The organism is Saccharothrix mutabilis subsp. mutabilis (assembly GCF_039521145.1).
Classification (GTDB): domain Bacteria; phylum Actinomycetota; class Actinomycetes; order Mycobacteriales; family Pseudonocardiaceae; genus Actinosynnema; species Actinosynnema mutabilis.
Map to the genome: position 1 here is coordinate 352902 of NZ_BAAABU010000005.1, position 16701 is coordinate 369602.

Consider the following 16701-nt stretch of genomic DNA (forward strand, 5'->3'; position numbering starts at 1 on the left):
CGGCGCCTCAGCCCTCGGTGACCAGCGGGCTGGACGCGACCTCGGTGCCGTCGGCCAGCGCGGAGATGGTGAAGTCGGCGAACACGTTGGCCGCCGCCTTCTGCAGCTGGCGCAGGCACTCGACGGCCAGGGCGCGGATCTCGACGTCGGCGTGCTCGGTGGCGCGCATGGCGATGAAGTGCCGCCACGCGCGGTAGTTGCCGGTCACGACGATGCGCGTCTCGGTGGCGTTGGGCAGCACCGCGCGGGCGGCCTGGCGGGCCTGCTTGCGGCGCAGGGTGGCGCTGGGGACGTCGGAGAACTTCTGCTCCAGGCCCTTGAGCAGCTCGGTGTAGGCGTCGACGCTGGCCTGGGTGGCCTTGAGGAACAGCTCGTGCAGCTCGGGGTCGGCGGCGATGACGTCCGGCTCGACCATGGCGGCGTTGCGCTCGGGCACGTACCGCTGGGACAGCTGCGAGTAGCTGAAGTGGCGGTGCCGGATCAGCTCGTGGGTGAGCGACCGCGACAGGCCGGTGAAGTAGAAGCTGACGCTGCCGTGCTCCAGCACGGACAGGTGGCCGACCTCGATGATGTGCTTGATGTAGCCGGCGTTGGTGGCCGTCGCGGGGTTCGGCTTGGTCCACGACTGGTAGCAGGCGCGCCCGGCGAACTCGGCCAGCGCCTCGCCGCCGTCGGCGTCGGTGGACCACGGGACGTCCGCCGGGGGGAAGAACTCCGTCTTCGCGATCAACTGCACCTTCGGCGACACCGTCTCAGCCATGCCGGGAACCCTAACCCAGGGCCGCGCGTGGCTCAGAATCACGCCGCATTGCGCCGCATGGAGTAGGCCGAGCAGCTATGGCAACGGTTGTGGTGTCGTCGTGATGTCATTTCTTCCTTGACTGATGTCACCGATGGCGGCATGGTGGTGTCATGGATCTGTCGCCGTACATCGCGCAACTGCGCGAGGACCTCGCGACGGCCGCCTCCGCCGGGGACGACGACACCCGGCGCACCGCGGCCGTGCTGTCCGCCGCGCTGGAGCCGGCCGCCCGGCTGGCCCTCATGAACGCCCTGTCCGACCTGGCCGCGGAGGTGACCGTCGCGCTCGACGGGCCCGTCGTGCAGGTCCGGTTGGACGGCCGGGACGTCCAGGTGGTCGTCACCGGCGCGTCCTCCCCCCGGGACCACGAACCGGAGCCGCGGGAAGTTCCCCGGCCCACCGGCGGTGACGCCACGCGCATCACGCTGCGGTTGCTGGACGAGCTGAAGTCCAAGGCCGAGCAGGCCGCCGCGGCGCAGGGGATGTCGCTCAACACGTTCGTCGCGCAGGCCGTGCAGGGCGCGGTCGGCGGGCGGCGCGGGCACCACAAGAACTGGCACGACAAGCACCAGCAGCCGCCGAAGGACGACAACGGGTCCCGGGTGCGCGGCTGGGTGCAGGGCTGAGGGGGGACGTCGTGGACTCGGAAGTCGTGCGACAGCAGAGCTTCGAGGTCGAGGGCGTGGTGGAGGTCGACATCGCCCTGCTCGCCGGCCGCGTGCGGGTGCACCTGGTGGACGAGCCCGGGGTGCACGTCGAGGTCCGGCACGAGGCCGCGCCGGGCGACTCGTGGACCGCGGGCCTGACCGGCCTGCTGAGCTGGGTGAACGACCAGTTCGGGCAGGGCGGTGGCGGGGCCGCGCCGCCGGACGCCGTGCGGGACGCCCGCGTCGAGCTGACCGGGCGGCGGCTGAAGGTGCACTCGTCCAAGGCGCTGCCGCTGCGCGCGGTGCCGCTGGGCGTGACCGTGCGCGCGCCGGTCGGGTCGCACGTGATCGCGAAGTCGGGCGCGGCGGACGTGACCGTGACCGGCACCGCGGGCCGGCTGGAGATCCAGACCGGCACCGGCGACGTCACCACGGACGGCGCCGACGCCCCGTCGCAGGTCAACTCGGGGTCGGGCAAGCTGCGCCTGGGCCCGATGCCGGGCGGGCTGCGGGCGAAGACGGGCAGCGGGGACATCGAGGTGGCGTCCATCGCGGGCAACACGGTGCTCTACAGCGGCACCGGGCACGTGTGGCTGGGCGCGGTGCGGAACGACGTGCAGGTGCGCACCGGCAGCGGTGACGTGACCATCGCGGACGCCGCCGCCGGCCGCATCCAGATGGGCACCGGCTCGGGCCACGTGCGCGTGGGCGTGCACCCCGGCGTGGCGGCCGAGGTGGACCTGCTCTCGACCGCCGGCACGGCCCGCAGCGAACTCGACGTGTCGGGGACGCCGCCGACCGAGACGCCGGCCCTGGTCATCACCGGCCGCACGGGCACCGGCAACGCCCTGGTGACCGCGGCCTCGACCGCGGGCTCCGCCTGAGACCGACCGCGGCGTGCGCACCCCCGACGCGCGCGCCGCGGTCCTCATCCGAGGAGCGTGCGGACCGCCCTGTGCCGCCCGCCCGGCGCTTGGCGACAGCAGTGGTCAGCGCACCACCGCCTTCAGTGCCGGGGCCAGGTCACCGCGCGAGGTCACGGCGACCTTGTCCAGTTCCAGCCAGTCGGCCATGTGGCGCAGTTCGGCGGCCAGCTCCACCGCCACCCGGCCGAGGTCGGCCGTGGGTTCCGAGTGCGCCGCCTGCACGCGCAGCACGCCCGCCTGCCGGTCCGCCTTCAGGTCCACCCGACCCACCAGGTGGCCGTCGAGCAGGAACGGGAACACGTAGTAGCCGTGCACGCGCTTCGCCGCCGGCACGTAGATCTCGATCCGGTAGTAGAAGCCGAAGATGCGTTCGGTCCGGTCACGTTCCCAGATCAGCGGGTCGAACGGGCACAGCAGCGCCCGGCCCGGCACCGACCTCGGCACGCGCGCGGACGTGTGGCGGTAGCCCACCGACGTCCACCCCTGCACCTGCACGGGCTCCAGCACGCCCTCCTCGACCAGCTCCCGCACGGCCTGCCGGCTGCGGGCCGGGGCGAGGCGGTAGTAGTCGCGCAGGTCCGGTTCGGTGGCCACGCCCAGCGCCGACGCGGCCCGCGCCACCAGCTCCCGCGCGCCCTCCTCCGCCGTGACGCGCCTCGACACCACCTCCGGCGGCAGCACCCGCTCGGTCAGGTCGTAGAGCCGCTCGAACCCGCGCCGCGTGCCCGTGGTGAGCTGCCCGGACCCGAACAGCCACTCGCAGATCTTCTTGACCTCCGACCAGTTCCAGCCCCAGTGGTCCTTGCGGCGCGGCCCGCCGCCCGCCAGCGCCTTCTCGATCGCGCCCGCGCCGACCGGCCCGAGTTCCTTCACCACGGCCAGGATGTCCTCGACCAGGCCCGGGTCGCGCTCGGCGATCGAGGTGTAGTTGTGCCACCAGCCGGGCCGCTTCGCGCCGGAGTGCAGCAGCGGCCAGTCCTCGACCGGCACCAGGCTCGCCTCGTGCGCCCAGTACTCCACGAGCATGCGCGGCTTGCGCGAGCTGTGGGACCAGGCCGCCTCGTCGACCAGCGACGGTGTGTAGGACCCCAGCCGGCTGAACACGGGCATGTAGTGCGCCCGCACGGCCACGTTGACCGAGTCGAGCTGGATCAGCTGGACGCGCGAGAGCACCCGCTGGAGGTGCCGCCGCGTGGGCGGCGACGACGGCCGCGGGTCGGCGAATCCCTGGGCGCCCAGCGCGATCCGGCGGGCGACGTCCGCACTCATGTTCTGCACGGTTCGGATGTTCCCACGGGGGTACGACACTTCCGCTCGGCCCGCACCACGAGCACCACCGCGACCACCACCAGCAGGCCGCCGGCCAGCTGGACCGCCCCGAACCGCTCGTCGGCCAGCCACACCCCGAGCAGCACGGCGATCACCGGGTTCACGTAGGCGTAAGTGGCCACTGTCGACACCGGCAACTGCCCCAGCACGTAGACGTACGAGCTGAACGCCAACAGAGACCCGAACACCACCAGGTAACCCCAGGCGGTCCAGGACCGCGCGGACACCGCCGTCACGTCCAGCCGCTCCCCCGACGCCAGCCCGACGACGGTCAACGCCACCCCGCCCGCCACCATCTCCACGGCGGACAACGCGAACGGGTTGGCCGGCACCGGCAACCGCCCGCTCAGGTACGTCCCCAGCGCCCACCCGAACGCGGACAGCAGCACCAACCACGGCCCCCACCACGTCGATCCGCCCACGTCGTGCAGCAACAACACGCCCAGGCCGACCAACCCGACCACAACGCCCACATAGGTCACCGCCGGCGGCCTTTCACCGCCCACGCGCCGCATCACCACCACGTAGAGCGGCACGGACGCCACCATCAACGCCGCCAACCCGGACGCCACGGACTGCTCCGCCACCACGACCAACCCGTTGCCCCACGCGGGCAACAGCAACCCGAGCAGCACACCGGTCCCCACCTGCGGCCACGTCATGCGCATCCGACGCCCCACCACGAGCGTGAGCACCACGCCGGCCACTAAGAAGCGCAACCCACCCGACAACAGCGGCGGCATGGTCTCGATTGTGAACTTGATGGCCAGGTACGTAGACCCCCACACCACATACACGACACCCAGAGCTGCCCAGCGCATGCCCCGCACGCTTTCACGGGACACCCGTCCGGTTCACGCGAGTTTCGGCCACTAGGGTCTTCCCATGGCCGACGCCGCAGTCCGGGCAGCGACACCCGACGACGTCCAGGAGATCGCCCGCCTCCACCGCGACACGTGGCGCACCGCGTACCGCAACCTCCTTCCGGAGGAGGTCCTGGGCGGTCTGGGCGACACCACGCAGGCGTGGGCCGAGGCCGTCGAGGAGGGCCAGGTCCTGGTCGCCACCGAGGGCAACCACCTCGTGGGCTACTGCGTGGTGGGCCAGGCGCCGGCGGACGAGGTCGCCAGGGCGGACGGAACGCTTCCCGCGGACGCCGCCACCACCGGCCTGGTCAGCATCCTGGTCGAACCCCGCTGGGGCAGGAGGGGGCACGGCGGACGCCTGCTCGCCACCGCCGCCGGGACGCTGCGTGACAAGGGGAACACGCGCGGTGTCGCCTGGGTCCCGGAAGCGGACCCGGCGTCCACGGGCTTCTACGCCAAGGCCGGGTGGGAGTCCGACGGCACGGTGCGCACGCTGGACGCCGGAGGGCGACCGTTGCGCGAAATAAGGGTTTCCGGGGGGTTGACCCTACTGTTGGCCGACTGAGGTGTTGCTAGCCTCGAACGGGTGTGGGCACTGCTGGGGTGGCTCGGCCTGACGTTCGGAGTGGCGTTCGGGTCCGCGATCATCCCCCTCATCAGCATCGAGGTCTTCGTCATCGGCCTCGTGACGCAGCAGCCCCACATCTCGTGGTGGTGGATCGGCCTCGCGGTCGCGGTGGGCCAGGTCCTGGGCAAGATGTTCTACTTCCTGGCCGCGCGCGGCTCGCTGCGCCTGCCGGCGTTCATGCACCGGACCGGGAAGGAGAAGCCGCCGTCGACGCGGCGGCTGAGGTGGAAGGCCCGCCTGGACCGCATCCGGGACCGCTGCCACCGGCACCCGCACTGGATGTTCGGCACGCACGCGGTCAGCTCGGTGGTCGGCTTGCCGCCGTTCATGTTCACCACGGTGCTCGCGGGGTTGGCGGGCATGTCGTCGTGGCTGTTCATCACCACCGGCATGGTGGGCAGGTTCGCGCGGTTCAGCGTCCTCGCCGCGTCGCCCGGTCTGATGGCGGGGTGGCTGCTCCACTAGGCCGCGCCCGCCGCACCAGCCGCTGCTGGGGGACGGTCAGCCCGTAGTGGTCGTGCAGCCGGACGTGGTCCACTTCGGACACTTCGGGGCCGATCTCGGGCGCGTCCTCGATCTCCCTCTTGTCGACCGGCACGACCAGTCGCCGATCCCGCACCTGGGCGCCCCTGATGGGCACGAGCGTGGTGGCGTGGTCGGTCCGCACGGTCGCCCACAGGGGACGGCCGCCGTCCATCCAGAGCTCCGCCACGGTGCCCACGCGTTCTCCGTGACGGTCGAGCAGGTCGCAGTCGAAAAGGCGGTCCACCGCTGTTCGGTCCATGTTCATGCGGCTACCCGTGTCCAGCACTGATCGCACCCGGAACCACCCGGAGGTGTGACCCCCGAACATCCCAACGGGGCCGGGTCAGGTCAGGGCGAGGGCCGCGCCGAGGGCGGTCACGATGAGCAGGCAGGCGACGGTCAGCCGCACGTTCTGGCAGGCGTTCGACACGCCACCCACGCTACTGAGGGTCACCGGACAATCCAAGGCAAGAAGCCGTTAAGACCGGATGAAGTCCGTCTCACCCGAATGCTTCACGCCCGATTCGTCGGCAATTGGAATAGTTCGATCGCCTTGCGCATGGTCGACCGCGCCCGCCCCCGGTCCCCCGCCAGGTCGTACGCCTGCGCCAGCCGGAACCAGCGCCGCCAGTCCTCCGGCGACTGCTCCACCTCGGCCCGCCGCTCCTCGAACCACGCGTCGGCGGCGTCCCGGTCCACCCGGCCCGACGGGCGGCGCGGCAACGACGACGTGTCCGGCAGCCCGCCCTCCTCCGCCAACCGCCGGGCCATGCGCTCGGTCACGAACCCGAACCGCAGGTTCGTCCACGCGACCCACGCCCCGATCAGGGGCAGCACCAGCACGCCGATCCCCAGCCCGACGCCGACCGGGTCGCCCGTGCCGATGAGCACGAACGCCCGGCCGCCGAGCAGCACGAAGTACACCGCCAGCGCGGCGGTGATGAGGAACGCGACCGTGCGGGTCTTCACAGGTCCATGTACTTGTCGAGCCCGACCGACAACCCGGGCCGCTCGGGCGCCGTGCGCACCGCCAGCAGCACGCCGGGCATGAACGACGTCCGGTCCAGCGAGTCGTGGCGCAGGGTCAGCGTCTCGCCCTCCGTGCCGAACACGACCTCCTGGTGGGCGATCATCCCGGCGATCCGCAGCGAGTGCACCCGCACGTCCCCGACCAGCGTCCCCCGCGCCCCGGGGGCCTCCTGCGTGGTCGCGTCGGGCATCGGCGGCACGCCGGCCGCCGCCCGCGCCGCGGAGATCAGCCGCGCCGTGTGGGCGGCCGTGCCGGACGGCGCGTCCAGCTTGCGCGGGTGGTGCAGCTCGATGACCTCGGCCGAGTCGTAGTACTTGGCCGCCAGCTCCGCGAAGCGCATCGACAGCACCGCGCCGATCGCGAAGTTCGGCGCGATCAGCACACCGACCGAACCGGAACCGAGCCACTTCTCCAGGGTCTTCAGGCGCTCGCCGTCGAAACCGGACGTGCCGACGACCGCGTGGATCCCGTGGTCCACGCAGAACCGCAGGTTGTCCATGACCACGTCCGGGTTGGTGAAGTCCACGACGACCTCGACGCCCGCGTCGACCAGGGCCTGCAACGGGTCACCCGCGTCGACCCGGGCCACGACCTCCATGTCGGCCGCCGCGTCCACCGCGCGGCACACCTCGGACCCCATCCGCCCGTGCGCACCCAGCACGCCGACACGGATCGCAGAACGCTCACTCAAGAGATCACCTCGTGCACCTGGGACGGCAAATCGTCGGCGTGAGCGTAAGGGCCGACCACGGCCGCGGCGACGGGGCGTCGCAACAACTCGCGGGCCAGCGCGGCGACCTCCTCGCCGGTCACCTGGTCGATCCGGCTCAACGTCTGCTCCACCGACAGGTAGTCGCCGTAGTTCAGCTCGCCCTTGCCGATGCGCGACATGCGGGAACTGGTGTCCTCCAGCCCCAGCACCAGCCCGCCGCGCAGCTGGCCCTTGCCGCGCGCCACTTCCGCGTCGGTCAGGCCGCCGGACGCCACCACGGACAGCACGTCGCGCACCACGCCGGCCACGTCGCCGAGCCGGTCCGGCTGGCACCCCGCGTACACCGACCAGGTGCCGGTGTCCGCGTACAGCCCCACCGACGAGTACACCTGGTACGCCAGCCCGCGCCGCTCGCGGACCTCCTGGAACAGCCGCGACGACATGCCGCCGCCCAGCGCCGCGTTGAGCACGTTCAACGCGAACCGCCGCTCGTCGTGCCGGTCCAACGCCCGCACGCCCAGCATCAGGTGCGCCTGCTCGGTGTCGTCGCTGTGCAGCACCAGCTTGCGCGTGGACGCGATGCGCGCCCGTCCGGTGCGCGGCGCGACCGGTGACCCCGACCGCGCCAGGCGGTCGCCGATCTGCTTGCGCGCCAACCGCATCACGTGGTTGTGGTCGATGTTCCCGGCGACCGAGAGCACCATCCGCGGCAACGTGTACCGCCGCTTGTAGAAGCTGAACAGCGCATCGCGGTCCATGTCCTGGATGGACCGTTCGGTGCCCAGCACCGAGCGCCCCAACGCGTGCTCGCCCAACAGCGCGTCCAGGAACGCGTCGTGCAGCAGGTCCTCGGGGTCGTCGTCCCGCATCGCGATCTCTTCGAGCACCACACCGCGTTCGGTCTCGAAGTCCTTGGGCTCGCACAGCGCCTCGAACACCACGTCGCACACGAGGTCCATCGCCAGCGGCAGGTCCTCGTCCAGCACGTGCGCGTAGTAGCAGGTGTGCTCCTTGGCGGTGAACGCGTTCAGCTCGCCGCCGACCGCGTCGATCTCCTCCGCGATGGCGGCGGCCGACCGGTTGGCCGTGCCCTTGAACAGCAGGTGCTCCAGGTAGTGCGCGGCGCCCGCGACCTCCGGCCGCTCGTCGCGCGACCCGACCTGCACCCACAGCCCCACCGACGCCGACCGCACGCCCGGGATCTGCTCGGTGATCACCCGCAGCCCGGACGGCAGCACGCTGCGCCGCACCGTCACCCCGGTCTCGCCGCTCTCCAGCAACCGGGTGCTGCCCGGCCGCTGGAGGTGCCCGAGCCGGCCGCTAAGCGGACGGCCGCGAGTGCTCGAAGCACCCGCGGCCGTCCCGTTGACGCGTCCGGTCACTGCGCCGGGGTCTCCGAGACCTCGGCCTCGTCCTGCGCCGGAGCCTCGGCCGGAGCAGCGGCGTTGTCGTCCTCGTTGACCAGCACCAGGCTGATCTTGCCGCGCTGGTCGATGTCGGCGATCTCGACGCGGAGCTTGTCGCCGACCTTGACGACGTCCTCGACCTTGCCGATGCGCTTGCCGTTGCCCAGCTTGGAGATGTGGATCAGGCCGTCCTTGCCCGGCAGCAGCGAGACGAACGCGCCGAACGCGGCCGTCTTCACCACGGTGCCCAGGAAGCGCTCGCCCACCTTCGGCAGCTGCGGGTTCGCGATGGCGTTGATCATGCCGATCGCGGCCTCGGCGGACGGGCCGTCCGCCGCGCCGACGTAGATCGTGCCGTCGTCCTCGATGGAGATGTCGGCGCCGGTCTGCTCGGTGATCGAGTTGATCATCTTGCCCTTGGGCCCGATGACCTCGCCGATCTTGTCGGTCGGGATCTTCACCGACGTGACGCGCGGCGCGAACGGGCTCATCTCGTCCGGGCTGTCGATGGCCTCGGCCATGACCTCCAGGATGGTCAGGCGCGCGTCGCGGGCCTGGCCCAGGGCCGCGCCGAGCACCTCGGACGGGATGCCGTCCAGCTTGGTGTCCAGCTGCAGCGCGGTGACGAACTCCTTGGTGCCGGCGACCTTGAAGTCCATGTCGCCGAACGCGTCCTCGGCGCCGAGGATGTCGGTCAGCGCCACGTACTCGGTCTTGCCGTCGACCTCGTCGGACACCAGGCCCATGGCGATGCCGGACACCGGCGCCTTCAGCGGCACGCCGGCGTTGAGCAGCGACATGGTGGACGCGCAGACCGAGCCCATCGAGGTGGAGCCGTTGGAGCCCAGCGCCTCGGAGACCTGGCGGATCGCGTAGGGGAACTCGTCGCGCTTGGGCAGCACGGGCATGATCGCCCGCTCGGCCAGCGCGCCGTGGCCGATCTCGCGCCGCTTCGGCGAGCCGACGCGGCCGGTCTCACCGGTGGAGAACGGCGGGAAGTTGTAGTGGTGCAGGTAGCGCTTGTGCGTCTCGGGGGACAGCGAGTCGATCTGCTGCTCCATGCGCAGCATGTTCAGCGTGGTGACACCCAGGATCTGGGTCTCGCCGCGCTCGAACAGCGCCGAGCCGTGCGCCCGCGGGATGATCTCGACCTCGGCCGACAGCGAGCGGATCTCGGTCAGGCCGCGGCCGTCGATGCGGACCTTGTCGCGCAGGATGCGCTGGCGGACCAGCTTCTTGGTCAGCGAGCGGAACGCGGCGCCGACCTCCTTCTCGCGGCCCTCGAACTGCTCGGCGAGCTTGTCCAGCACCGACGCCTTGATCTCGTCGAGCTTGGTCTCGCGCTCCTGCTTCGGGCCGATGGTCAGCGCCTGGGCCAGCTCGCCCGACGCCGCCGCCTCGACGGCCTCGAACGCGTCCGGCTGGTAGGCCGGGTAGGTCGGGAACTCGCCGGTGGCCTTCGCGGCGACCTGCGCGAGCTGCGCCTGCGCCTCGCACAGCACCTTGATGAACGGCTTGGCCGCCTCCAGGCCCGCCGCGACGACCTCCTCGGTCGGCGCCTGCGCGCCCTCGCCGATCAGGTCGATCACGTTCTCGGTGGCCTCGGCCTCGACCATCATGATCGCGACGTCGTCACCCACGACGCGGCCGGCGACGACCATGTCGAAGACGGCCTTCTCCAGCTGCTCGTGGGTCGGGAACGCCACCCACTGGCCCTCGATCAGCGCCACGCGGACGCCGCCGATGGGGCCGGAGAACGGCAGGCCGGCCAGCTGCGTGGACGCGGACGCGGCGTTGATCGCCACCACGTCGTACAGGTCGGCCGGGTTCAGGCTCATCACCGTGATGACGACCTGGATCTCGTTGCGCAGACCGTCCACGAAGGACGGGCGCAGCGGGCGGTCGATCAGGCGGCAGGTCAGGATCGCGTCGGTCGACGGGCGACCTTCGCGGCGGAAGAACGAGCCGGGGATGCGGCCCGCGGCGTACATCCGCTCCTCGACGTCCACCGTGAGGGGGAAGAAGTCGAAGTGCTCCTTGGGGTGCTTCGACGCCGTGGTCGCCGACAGCAGCATGGTCTCGTCGTCCAGGTAGGCGACGACGCTGCCCGCCGCCTGGCGGGCGAGCCGACCGGTCTCGAACCGGATGGTGCGGGTGCCGAAGCGCCCGTTGTCGATCACGGCGGAAGTCTCGTGGACCTCGGTGTCCGTCATATGCTCAAAAACTCCTCGTCATGCGGGCCGCAGCGCGCGTTCGGGCGCGGGGTCGCGGTTCGGACGAGGCCGGTCTTCGATCGAAGTCCCCTGGTCTTTTCCACTGCCAGGGGGCCACTACCGAGGACCGGCGAACTGTCGTCCCGTGCGCCGCGCGTGCGTTGCGTCCCTATCCTCTTTGTTTCGTTGTACCGCTGGTACTGCACCGAGGGGGAGCGACCGGACCGGTCACTCCCCCTCGGCGGTGGTCACCGGCGCAGGCCGAGCCGCGAGATCAGCGACCGGTAGCGCTGGATGTCGACCTTCTGCAGGTAGTTGAGCAGCCGGCGGCGACGGCCGACCAGCAGCAGCAGACCACGACGCGAGTGGTGGTCGTGCTTGTGCTGCTTGAGGTGCTCGGTCAGGTCCGCGATGCGCTTGCTCAGCAGCGCGACCTGGGCCTCGGCGGAGCCGGTGTCCTTGTCGTGGACGCCGTACTCGGCGAGGATGGTCTTCTTCTGCTCGGTGGTCAGTGCCACGTTCCCGCTACTCCTTGTTACCTTGACGTGTTCCGTGCGGCCCCCGTCGCCGGGGGTAGTCGGTCATGGCCGCCACGGACCGCAGCCAGACCCAACTGTCGAGGTTACCAGTAGTCGCTAGTCCGGGGCGTTCGACGTGCTCAAGGGCACCCGGTCGAGCACCTCGTACCCCGTCGCGGGGTCGCTGCGCACCAGCGCCACCTCGCCCACGGTCCACTCACGACCGGTGAACTCCACGTGCGGCCAACGGGTGCGCCGGCCGCGGGCGCGGGCGACCGTCAGATGTGGACGCCAGGTGTCCAGGGGCGTCCCGGCGGCTGCCGCCAGCGGTTCCAGCGGCCCCTCCACCCCGATCCACAGCACCCCGGAGAAGTGCCCGCAGCCCGCCAGCCGGACCGTCGGCGCGGGCAGGCCGGCCAGCGCGTCGAGCTGCCCGCCCGGCTCCGCGTCGTCACCGTGGAAGCGGAGCGTGACGTGCAGGCGACCGGGCGCGACCCAGCGCAGCCCGGGGTGCGCGGCGCGGACCGGCGCCAGCGCCGCGGTCAGCTCCCGCACCACCGCGTCGGGCGGGAAGACGCCGGTGAACAGCCGCACGTCAGCCGTCGCGGCCCTTGCCCGCGCGGCGCAGCAGCTCGGCCAGCGCCGGGAAGTCGTCGCGCAGCATGTCCGCCGCCTGCGACAGCTCCCGCCGGTCGGCGACGCGGCGCAGGTACGGGAACACGACGGCCTCGTCGTCCGCGCCGTTGACCGGCAGCGAGTCGCGGCTGACCGTGGGCTTGGAGTCGCGCACCTCGTCCAGGGCCCGCTGCAACGCCTCGGGCGCGCCGGTGGCCACGTCGGGGGTCAGGACCTTGCGCTCCAGCATGATCATCCGCGCGAGCACGGACGGGTTGCCGATCTTGGCGCGGCGCCCGCTCATGACCTGGCTGAGCATGGGCGCGCTGATCCCCAGCACGTCGGCCAACTGGGCCTGGGACACCCGGAAGGCGACCACCAGCCGCCGCACCCGGTCCCCCAGGGGTTCCCCGTACCACTCGCGCTGCAACGCGAGGTTGCGCTGGACGATCTTGTGGTCCTCCACCTTCGCCTCTCCCCTGACCGGCTTGGACGTGACAGGCATCTTGCCAGGTGGGCCGCCGGCCCACGGGTGGTTCCACCCAGCTAGCCCAAAGCCCTCACGCCAGCAACCCGCGGGCCTCTTCGACGTCGCGGTGCATCTGCTCCAGCAGGGCTTCGACGGTGTCGAACTTCTCCATGCCGCGCAGCCGCTCGACGAAGTCCAGCGCGACCCGCTGCCCGTAGAAGTCCTCGTCCACGTCGAGCACGAACGCCTCCACGCGCCGCTCGCGACCGCTGAACGTCGGGTTGGTGCCCACCGACACGGCCGCCTTGAGCCGCCGGCCGTCGGAGTGGACGAACCAGCAGGCGTAGACGCCGTCGGCCGGGACCGCCGCGAACCGGGTCGTGGACAGGTTCGCGGTGGGGAAGCCGAGCTCCTTGCCGCGCCCGTCGCCGCGCACCACGATGCCCTCCAGCCGGTGCGGGCGGCCCAGCGCGTGCGCCGCGGCCTTCACGTCACCGGCGTCGATGCACGCCCGGATGTAGGTGGACGAGTACGTCACACCGTCGTCGGTCACCAGGTCCGCCCCCTCGGTCACGAAACCGAACCGCTGCCCGAGCCGCCGCAGCAACTCGACGTTGCCCAGCGCCTTGCTGCCGAACGTGAAGTTCTCCCCCACCACGACGGCCGCCACGTGCAGCTGCTCCACCAGCACCTCGTGCACGAACTCGTCCGCGGGCATCCGCGACACCTCAACGGTGAAGGGGATGACGCAGAACACGTCCACACCCAGCTCCTCGACCAGCTCGCTGCGCCGGCGCAGGGAGGTCAGCTGGGCGGGGTGGCTGCCGGGCCGGACGACCTCGGACGGGTGCGGGTCGAAGGTCATCAGGACGGACGGCACCTGCTTGTCGCGGGCGATCGCGACGGCGCGGTTGATCAGCGCCTGGTGCCCGCGGTGCACGCCGTCGAACACGCCGATCGTCACGACGCAGCGACCCCAGCCGCCCGGAAGGTGTTCCAGCCCTCGCCACCGTTGCACGGGGGAAGCCTAGCCGCGGGTGGTGGGCGGTGAGGGGCGGACTCAGCGGTCGCGGTCGAGGCGCACGTCACGTCCGGCCTGGTGGATGGTGCTGCCGCCGTGGGCGGTGGCGCTCTGGTCGACGGTGTTGCCCTGGTTGAGGTTGCCGTGCAGGTAGCCGACCTGGATGACGGGGCCGGAGGTGTTGCCCTGGTGGTGGTTGTAGACGGATCGGGGCACCTCGGGCGGCGGCGCGTGCGCGGGGTCCGGCGAACCGGCAGCGGCCCGCTCGCCGGCGGGCGCTGTGGCGGCGGGCGCTGTGGCGGCGGGCGGGGCGGCGGCGGGCGGGGCGGCGGCGGGCGGGGCGGCGGCGGGCGGGGCGGCGGCGGGCGGCGTGGCGGCGGGCGGCGTGGCGGGCGGGGCGGCGGGCGCGGTGGGGCGCAGGTCGTGCCGCGCGGCCTCCCGGTGGCGCAGGTCCGCTCGTTGGGCGGCGATGCCGATCCCGACCCCGAGCGCGGTCAGCAGCACCACGCCCACCCACGCCAGGAGGCTGTCCGCCCGGTCGGTGGCCACGTTGATGACCACCCCGGTGGCCGAGGTCACGACGCCGGCCGCCGTGGGCCACACCCATCTCGCCATGCGCCCCACCGTAGGCGCGTCGGCCGCGTGCGAGTACCGCCAACGGCGGCTTCGGCACGACGAACCCGACCGTGCGCGAATATCACCCTTCCGGGTGAGGTCAGCCCGCCGGGGTGAGGACCACCAGCGGCTTGGCGATCGGGCCCTCGTCCTTCGCCAGCGCGACCACGTGGCCGTCCGGGCCGAACACGCCGTACGTGCCCTCCATGCCGCCGGCCGGCAGGCGCTGGCCGTGGGACAGCGCGACCGCCTCGCGCGGCGCGATCTCCCGGCGCGGGAACGCCTTCGCCACCGCCTCGTCCAGCGACAGCGACAGCCCCGGCTCCTCCGCCAGCCGCTCCAGGGTCCGCGCGACCCGCAGGTCGAACGGGCCCACGCGGGTGCGGCGCAGCGCGGCCAGGTGACCGCCCACGCCCAGGTCCGCGCCCAGGTCGCGGGCCAACGCCCGGACGTACGTGCCCGACGAGCACTCGACCATCACGTCCAGCTCGGTCGCGCCTTCCTCCCGGCGGATGGACAGCACGTCGAACCGGTGCACGGTCACCGGCCGCGCCGGGATCTCCACCGCCTCACCGGCCCGCACCCGCGCGTAGGCGCGCTTGCCGTCGATCTTCACCGCCGACACCGCGCTGGGCACCTGCTGGATCGGCCCGGTCAGCTTGGCGACGCCCGCGCGGATCGCGTCCTCCGGCACCGCCGAAGCGTCCGAAGTGGACAACACCTCGCCCTCGGCGTCGTCGGTCGTGGTGGCCGCGCCGAGCCGGATCGTGGACAGGTACGCCTTGCTGTCCAACGCGAGGTGGCCCAACAGCTTCGTCGCCCGCTCCACGCCCAGCACCAGGACGCCGGTCGCCATCGGGTCGAGCGTGCCCGCGTGCCCGACCTTGCGGGTGCCGAGGATGCGGCGGACCTTGGCCACGACGTCGTGCGACGTCATGCCCTCGGGTTTGTCGACGACGACGAGACCTGGCTGCACAGCGGAAGATGATGCGGACACGACCGGACATCTTAGGCCGACGCCAGCACGTCCCAACGCCGGCGACGGATCTGCACCGGCACCTGCTCGCCCCGGTCCTCGGCGGCGAACACGGCGGCCCGCGCCCGGCGCCACCACACGGCCGTCCGCCACACCCCGAGCACCAGCACGGCGACCACGGACAGGAACGCGATCCGGTAGGCCTGCGCGACGGGCATCGGGGGCAGCACGTCCAGCACCACGCCCACCGCGAGGGCGGCGAACGTGATCGCGCCGAACCCGCCGACGTTGGCCACGCCGGTCGCCGTGGACACCCGGTGCAGCGGGTTGTAGTCGCGCACCAGCGCGAACGCCACGCCGGACGCCGGGTTCCCGAACGCCAGCACCGCGAACACCGCGTACAGCACCGGCGTCGGCAGCACCCCGCCCGGCCACCCCAGCAGCACCGCCCAGCACCCCAGGGCCGCCGCGAGGTACCCGCCGACGATCGGCATCCGCCACTCCGGCTTGCGCGCGATGACCGCGCCCATCACCGGCCCGGACGCGATCGCCACCAGCACCAGCACGCTCAGCACGGCGGAGGCCTGCGGCCGGCTCAGCCCCTGTGCCTCGACCAGGTACGGGAAGCCCCACAGCAGCCCGAGCAGCGCGGGCGCGGACATGGACGTGAAGTGCACCCAGAACCCGAGCCGCGTGCCGGGCACCCGCCAGGCGGAGGCGACCCGCTTGGCCACGGTCCGCAGCGGCACCGCCTCCGGGACCGGCGGCGTCACCCCTTCGGGCGCCTCGCGGACCCGCCACAGCACGACGGCGGAGTAGGCGGCGGTCGCCAGGCCCGCGACCAGGAACGTGAGGGTCCAGCCGGTGCTCCGCAGCAGCAGGGTCAGCGGGACGGTCGCCACCAGGTTGCCCGCGCCACCCAGCGCGGCGGACAGCGTCATCACCACGCTGAACTTGCGTGGCGGGAAGTGCGCGGCGGCCAGGCGCAGCACGCTGACCCACGTCATGGCGTCACCCACGCCGAGCACGGCGCGCGCGGCCAGGCCCAGCGGGTAGGACTCGGCGAGCGCGAACATCAGCTGGCCGGTGCCCATGAGGAGGGCGGCGGCGGTGAGCACCCGGCGCGGTCCGAAGCGGTCGACCAGCAGGCCGGTGGGGATCTGCATCAGGGCGTAGAGCCCGATCTGGAGCACGGTGAACGTGCCGAGCGCGGCCGGCCCGACGTGGAACCGGTCGGCGGCCTCCAGCCCGGCGACGCCGAGCGAGGTGCGGTGGAAGAGGGCGGCGACGTAGACGACGACCGCGGTGGACCAGATCAGCCACGCTCGCTTCGTGGCACGATCGACCGGCAAGGTTCGGACTCCTCTGGGTTTCGCGGCGGCACCCCGTTCATCCGCAAACAC

The 16701-nt window shown here is 72.2% G+C and carries 19 protein-coding genes; 4 read left to right on the forward strand and 15 right to left on the reverse strand.

What is annotated here, in order from left to right; all coding sequences use genetic code 11:
- Positions 1–7 precede the first annotated feature (7 nt).
- Positions 8–760, reverse strand: coding sequence for an FAD-dependent thymidylate synthase (gene thyX, locus ABD126_RS15635; protein WP_343934539.1), 753 nt, complete (start codon positions 758–760; stop codon positions 8–10).
- 152 nt (positions 761–912) lie between these two features.
- Between thyX and ABD126_RS15640 the strand changes: the two genes are divergently transcribed.
- Both ABD126_RS15640 and ABD126_RS15645 read left to right on the forward strand, forming a co-directional pair.
- Positions 913–1428, forward strand: a complete 516-nt coding sequence (locus tag ABD126_RS15640; RefSeq protein ID WP_343934540.1) for a toxin-antitoxin system HicB family antitoxin — start codon at positions 913–915, stop codon at positions 1426–1428.
- 11 nt (positions 1429–1439) lie between these two features.
- On the forward strand, positions 1440–2333 hold the full coding sequence (locus tag ABD126_RS15645) for a DUF4097 family beta strand repeat-containing protein (protein ID WP_343934541.1): 894 nt from the start codon (positions 1440–1442) through the stop codon (positions 2331–2333).
- Between the two features lie 105 nt (positions 2334–2438).
- Here the strand turns inward: ABD126_RS15645 and ABD126_RS15650 are convergent, their stop codons facing one another.
- Complete coding sequence (locus ABD126_RS15650) at positions 2439–3644, reverse strand: winged helix-turn-helix domain-containing protein (RefSeq protein WP_343934542.1); 1206 nt, start codon at positions 3642–3644, stop codon at positions 2439–2441.
- Positions 3641–4525, reverse strand: coding sequence for an EamA family transporter (locus ABD126_RS15655; protein WP_343934543.1), 885 nt, complete (start codon positions 4523–4525; stop codon positions 3641–3643). The genes ABD126_RS15650 and ABD126_RS15655 overlap by 4 nt, the downstream gene beginning before the upstream one ends.
- Before the next feature lie 64 nt (positions 4526–4589).
- Here ABD126_RS15655 and ABD126_RS15660 point away from each other — a divergent pair, with 64 nt between their 5' ends.
- Positions 4590–5135, forward strand: a complete 546-nt coding sequence (locus ABD126_RS15660) for a GNAT family N-acetyltransferase (protein WP_343934544.1) — start codon at positions 4590–4592, stop codon at positions 5133–5135.
- 30 nt (positions 5136–5165) lie between these two features.
- Entirely contained in the window at positions 5166–5663 is a 498-nt protein-coding gene (locus tag ABD126_RS15665) for a hypothetical protein (RefSeq protein WP_343934646.1), read from the forward strand.
- Here the strand turns inward: ABD126_RS15665 and ABD126_RS15670 are convergent.
- From ABD126_RS15670 to ABD126_RS15725, 12 genes are all read right to left on the reverse strand, one after another.
- Entirely contained in the window at positions 5611–5982 is a 372-nt protein-coding gene (locus ABD126_RS15670) for a PRC-barrel domain-containing protein (RefSeq protein WP_343934545.1), read from the reverse strand. The two genes, ABD126_RS15665 and ABD126_RS15670, sit on opposite strands and share 53 nt — an antisense overlap.
- Positions 5983–6236: 254 nt before the next feature.
- Complete coding sequence (locus tag ABD126_RS15675; protein WP_343934546.1) at positions 6237–6692, reverse strand: tetratricopeptide repeat protein; 456 nt, start codon at positions 6690–6692, stop codon at positions 6237–6239.
- Entirely contained in the window at positions 6689–7444 is a 756-nt protein-coding gene (gene dapB / locus ABD126_RS15680) for a 4-hydroxy-tetrahydrodipicolinate reductase (RefSeq protein WP_343934547.1), read from the reverse strand. Before dapB ends, ABD126_RS15675 begins: the two co-directional genes overlap by 4 nt.
- Positions 7441–8745 (reverse strand): M16 family metallopeptidase, encoded by a 1305-nt coding sequence (locus tag ABD126_RS15685; protein WP_343934647.1) that lies wholly within the window; start codon positions 8743–8745, stop codon positions 7441–7443. The genes dapB and ABD126_RS15685 overlap by 4 nt, the downstream gene beginning before the upstream one ends.
- Positions 8746–8843: 98 nt before the next feature.
- The gene (locus ABD126_RS15690) at positions 8844–11084 is read right to left on the reverse strand and encodes a polyribonucleotide nucleotidyltransferase (RefSeq protein WP_343934548.1); all 2241 of its coding nucleotides are present in this window, start codon (positions 11082–11084) and stop codon (positions 8844–8846) included.
- A 248-nt stretch (positions 11085–11332) separates the two neighbouring features.
- Positions 11333–11602: a 30S ribosomal protein S15 gene (gene rpsO, locus ABD126_RS15695; RefSeq protein WP_121226692.1), complete on the reverse strand. Its 270-nt coding sequence runs from the start codon at positions 11600–11602 to the stop codon at positions 11333–11335.
- A 117-nt stretch (positions 11603–11719) separates the two neighbouring features.
- Positions 11720–12196, reverse strand: coding sequence for a 2'-5' RNA ligase family protein (locus tag ABD126_RS15700; protein WP_343934549.1), 477 nt, complete (start codon positions 12194–12196; stop codon positions 11720–11722).
- 1 nt (position 12197) lies between these two features.
- The gene (locus ABD126_RS15705) at positions 12198–12683 is read right to left on the reverse strand and encodes a helix-turn-helix transcriptional regulator (protein ID WP_343934648.1); all 486 of its coding nucleotides are present in this window, start codon (positions 12681–12683) and stop codon (positions 12198–12200) included.
- Between the two features lie 94 nt (positions 12684–12777).
- Positions 12778–13704: a bifunctional riboflavin kinase/FAD synthetase gene (locus ABD126_RS15710; RefSeq protein WP_343934550.1), complete on the reverse strand. Its 927-nt coding sequence runs from the start codon at positions 13702–13704 to the stop codon at positions 12778–12780.
- A gap of 42 nt (positions 13705–13746) precedes the next feature.
- Entirely contained in the window at positions 13747–14322 is a 576-nt protein-coding gene (locus tag ABD126_RS15715; RefSeq protein ID WP_343934551.1) for a hypothetical protein, read from the reverse strand.
- A 100-nt stretch (positions 14323–14422) separates the two neighbouring features.
- Positions 14423–15319 carry a tRNA pseudouridine(55) synthase TruB gene (gene truB / locus ABD126_RS15720; RefSeq protein ID WP_380566990.1) on the reverse strand — a complete coding sequence of 299 codons (897 nt, stop codon included), beginning with the start codon at positions 15317–15319 and terminating at the stop codon, positions 14423–14425.
- A gap of 11 nt (positions 15320–15330) precedes the next feature.
- Positions 15331–16650, reverse strand: a complete 1320-nt coding sequence (locus ABD126_RS15725; RefSeq protein WP_343934553.1) for an MFS transporter — start codon at positions 16648–16650, stop codon at positions 15331–15333.
- Positions 16651–16701 lie beyond the last annotated feature (51 nt).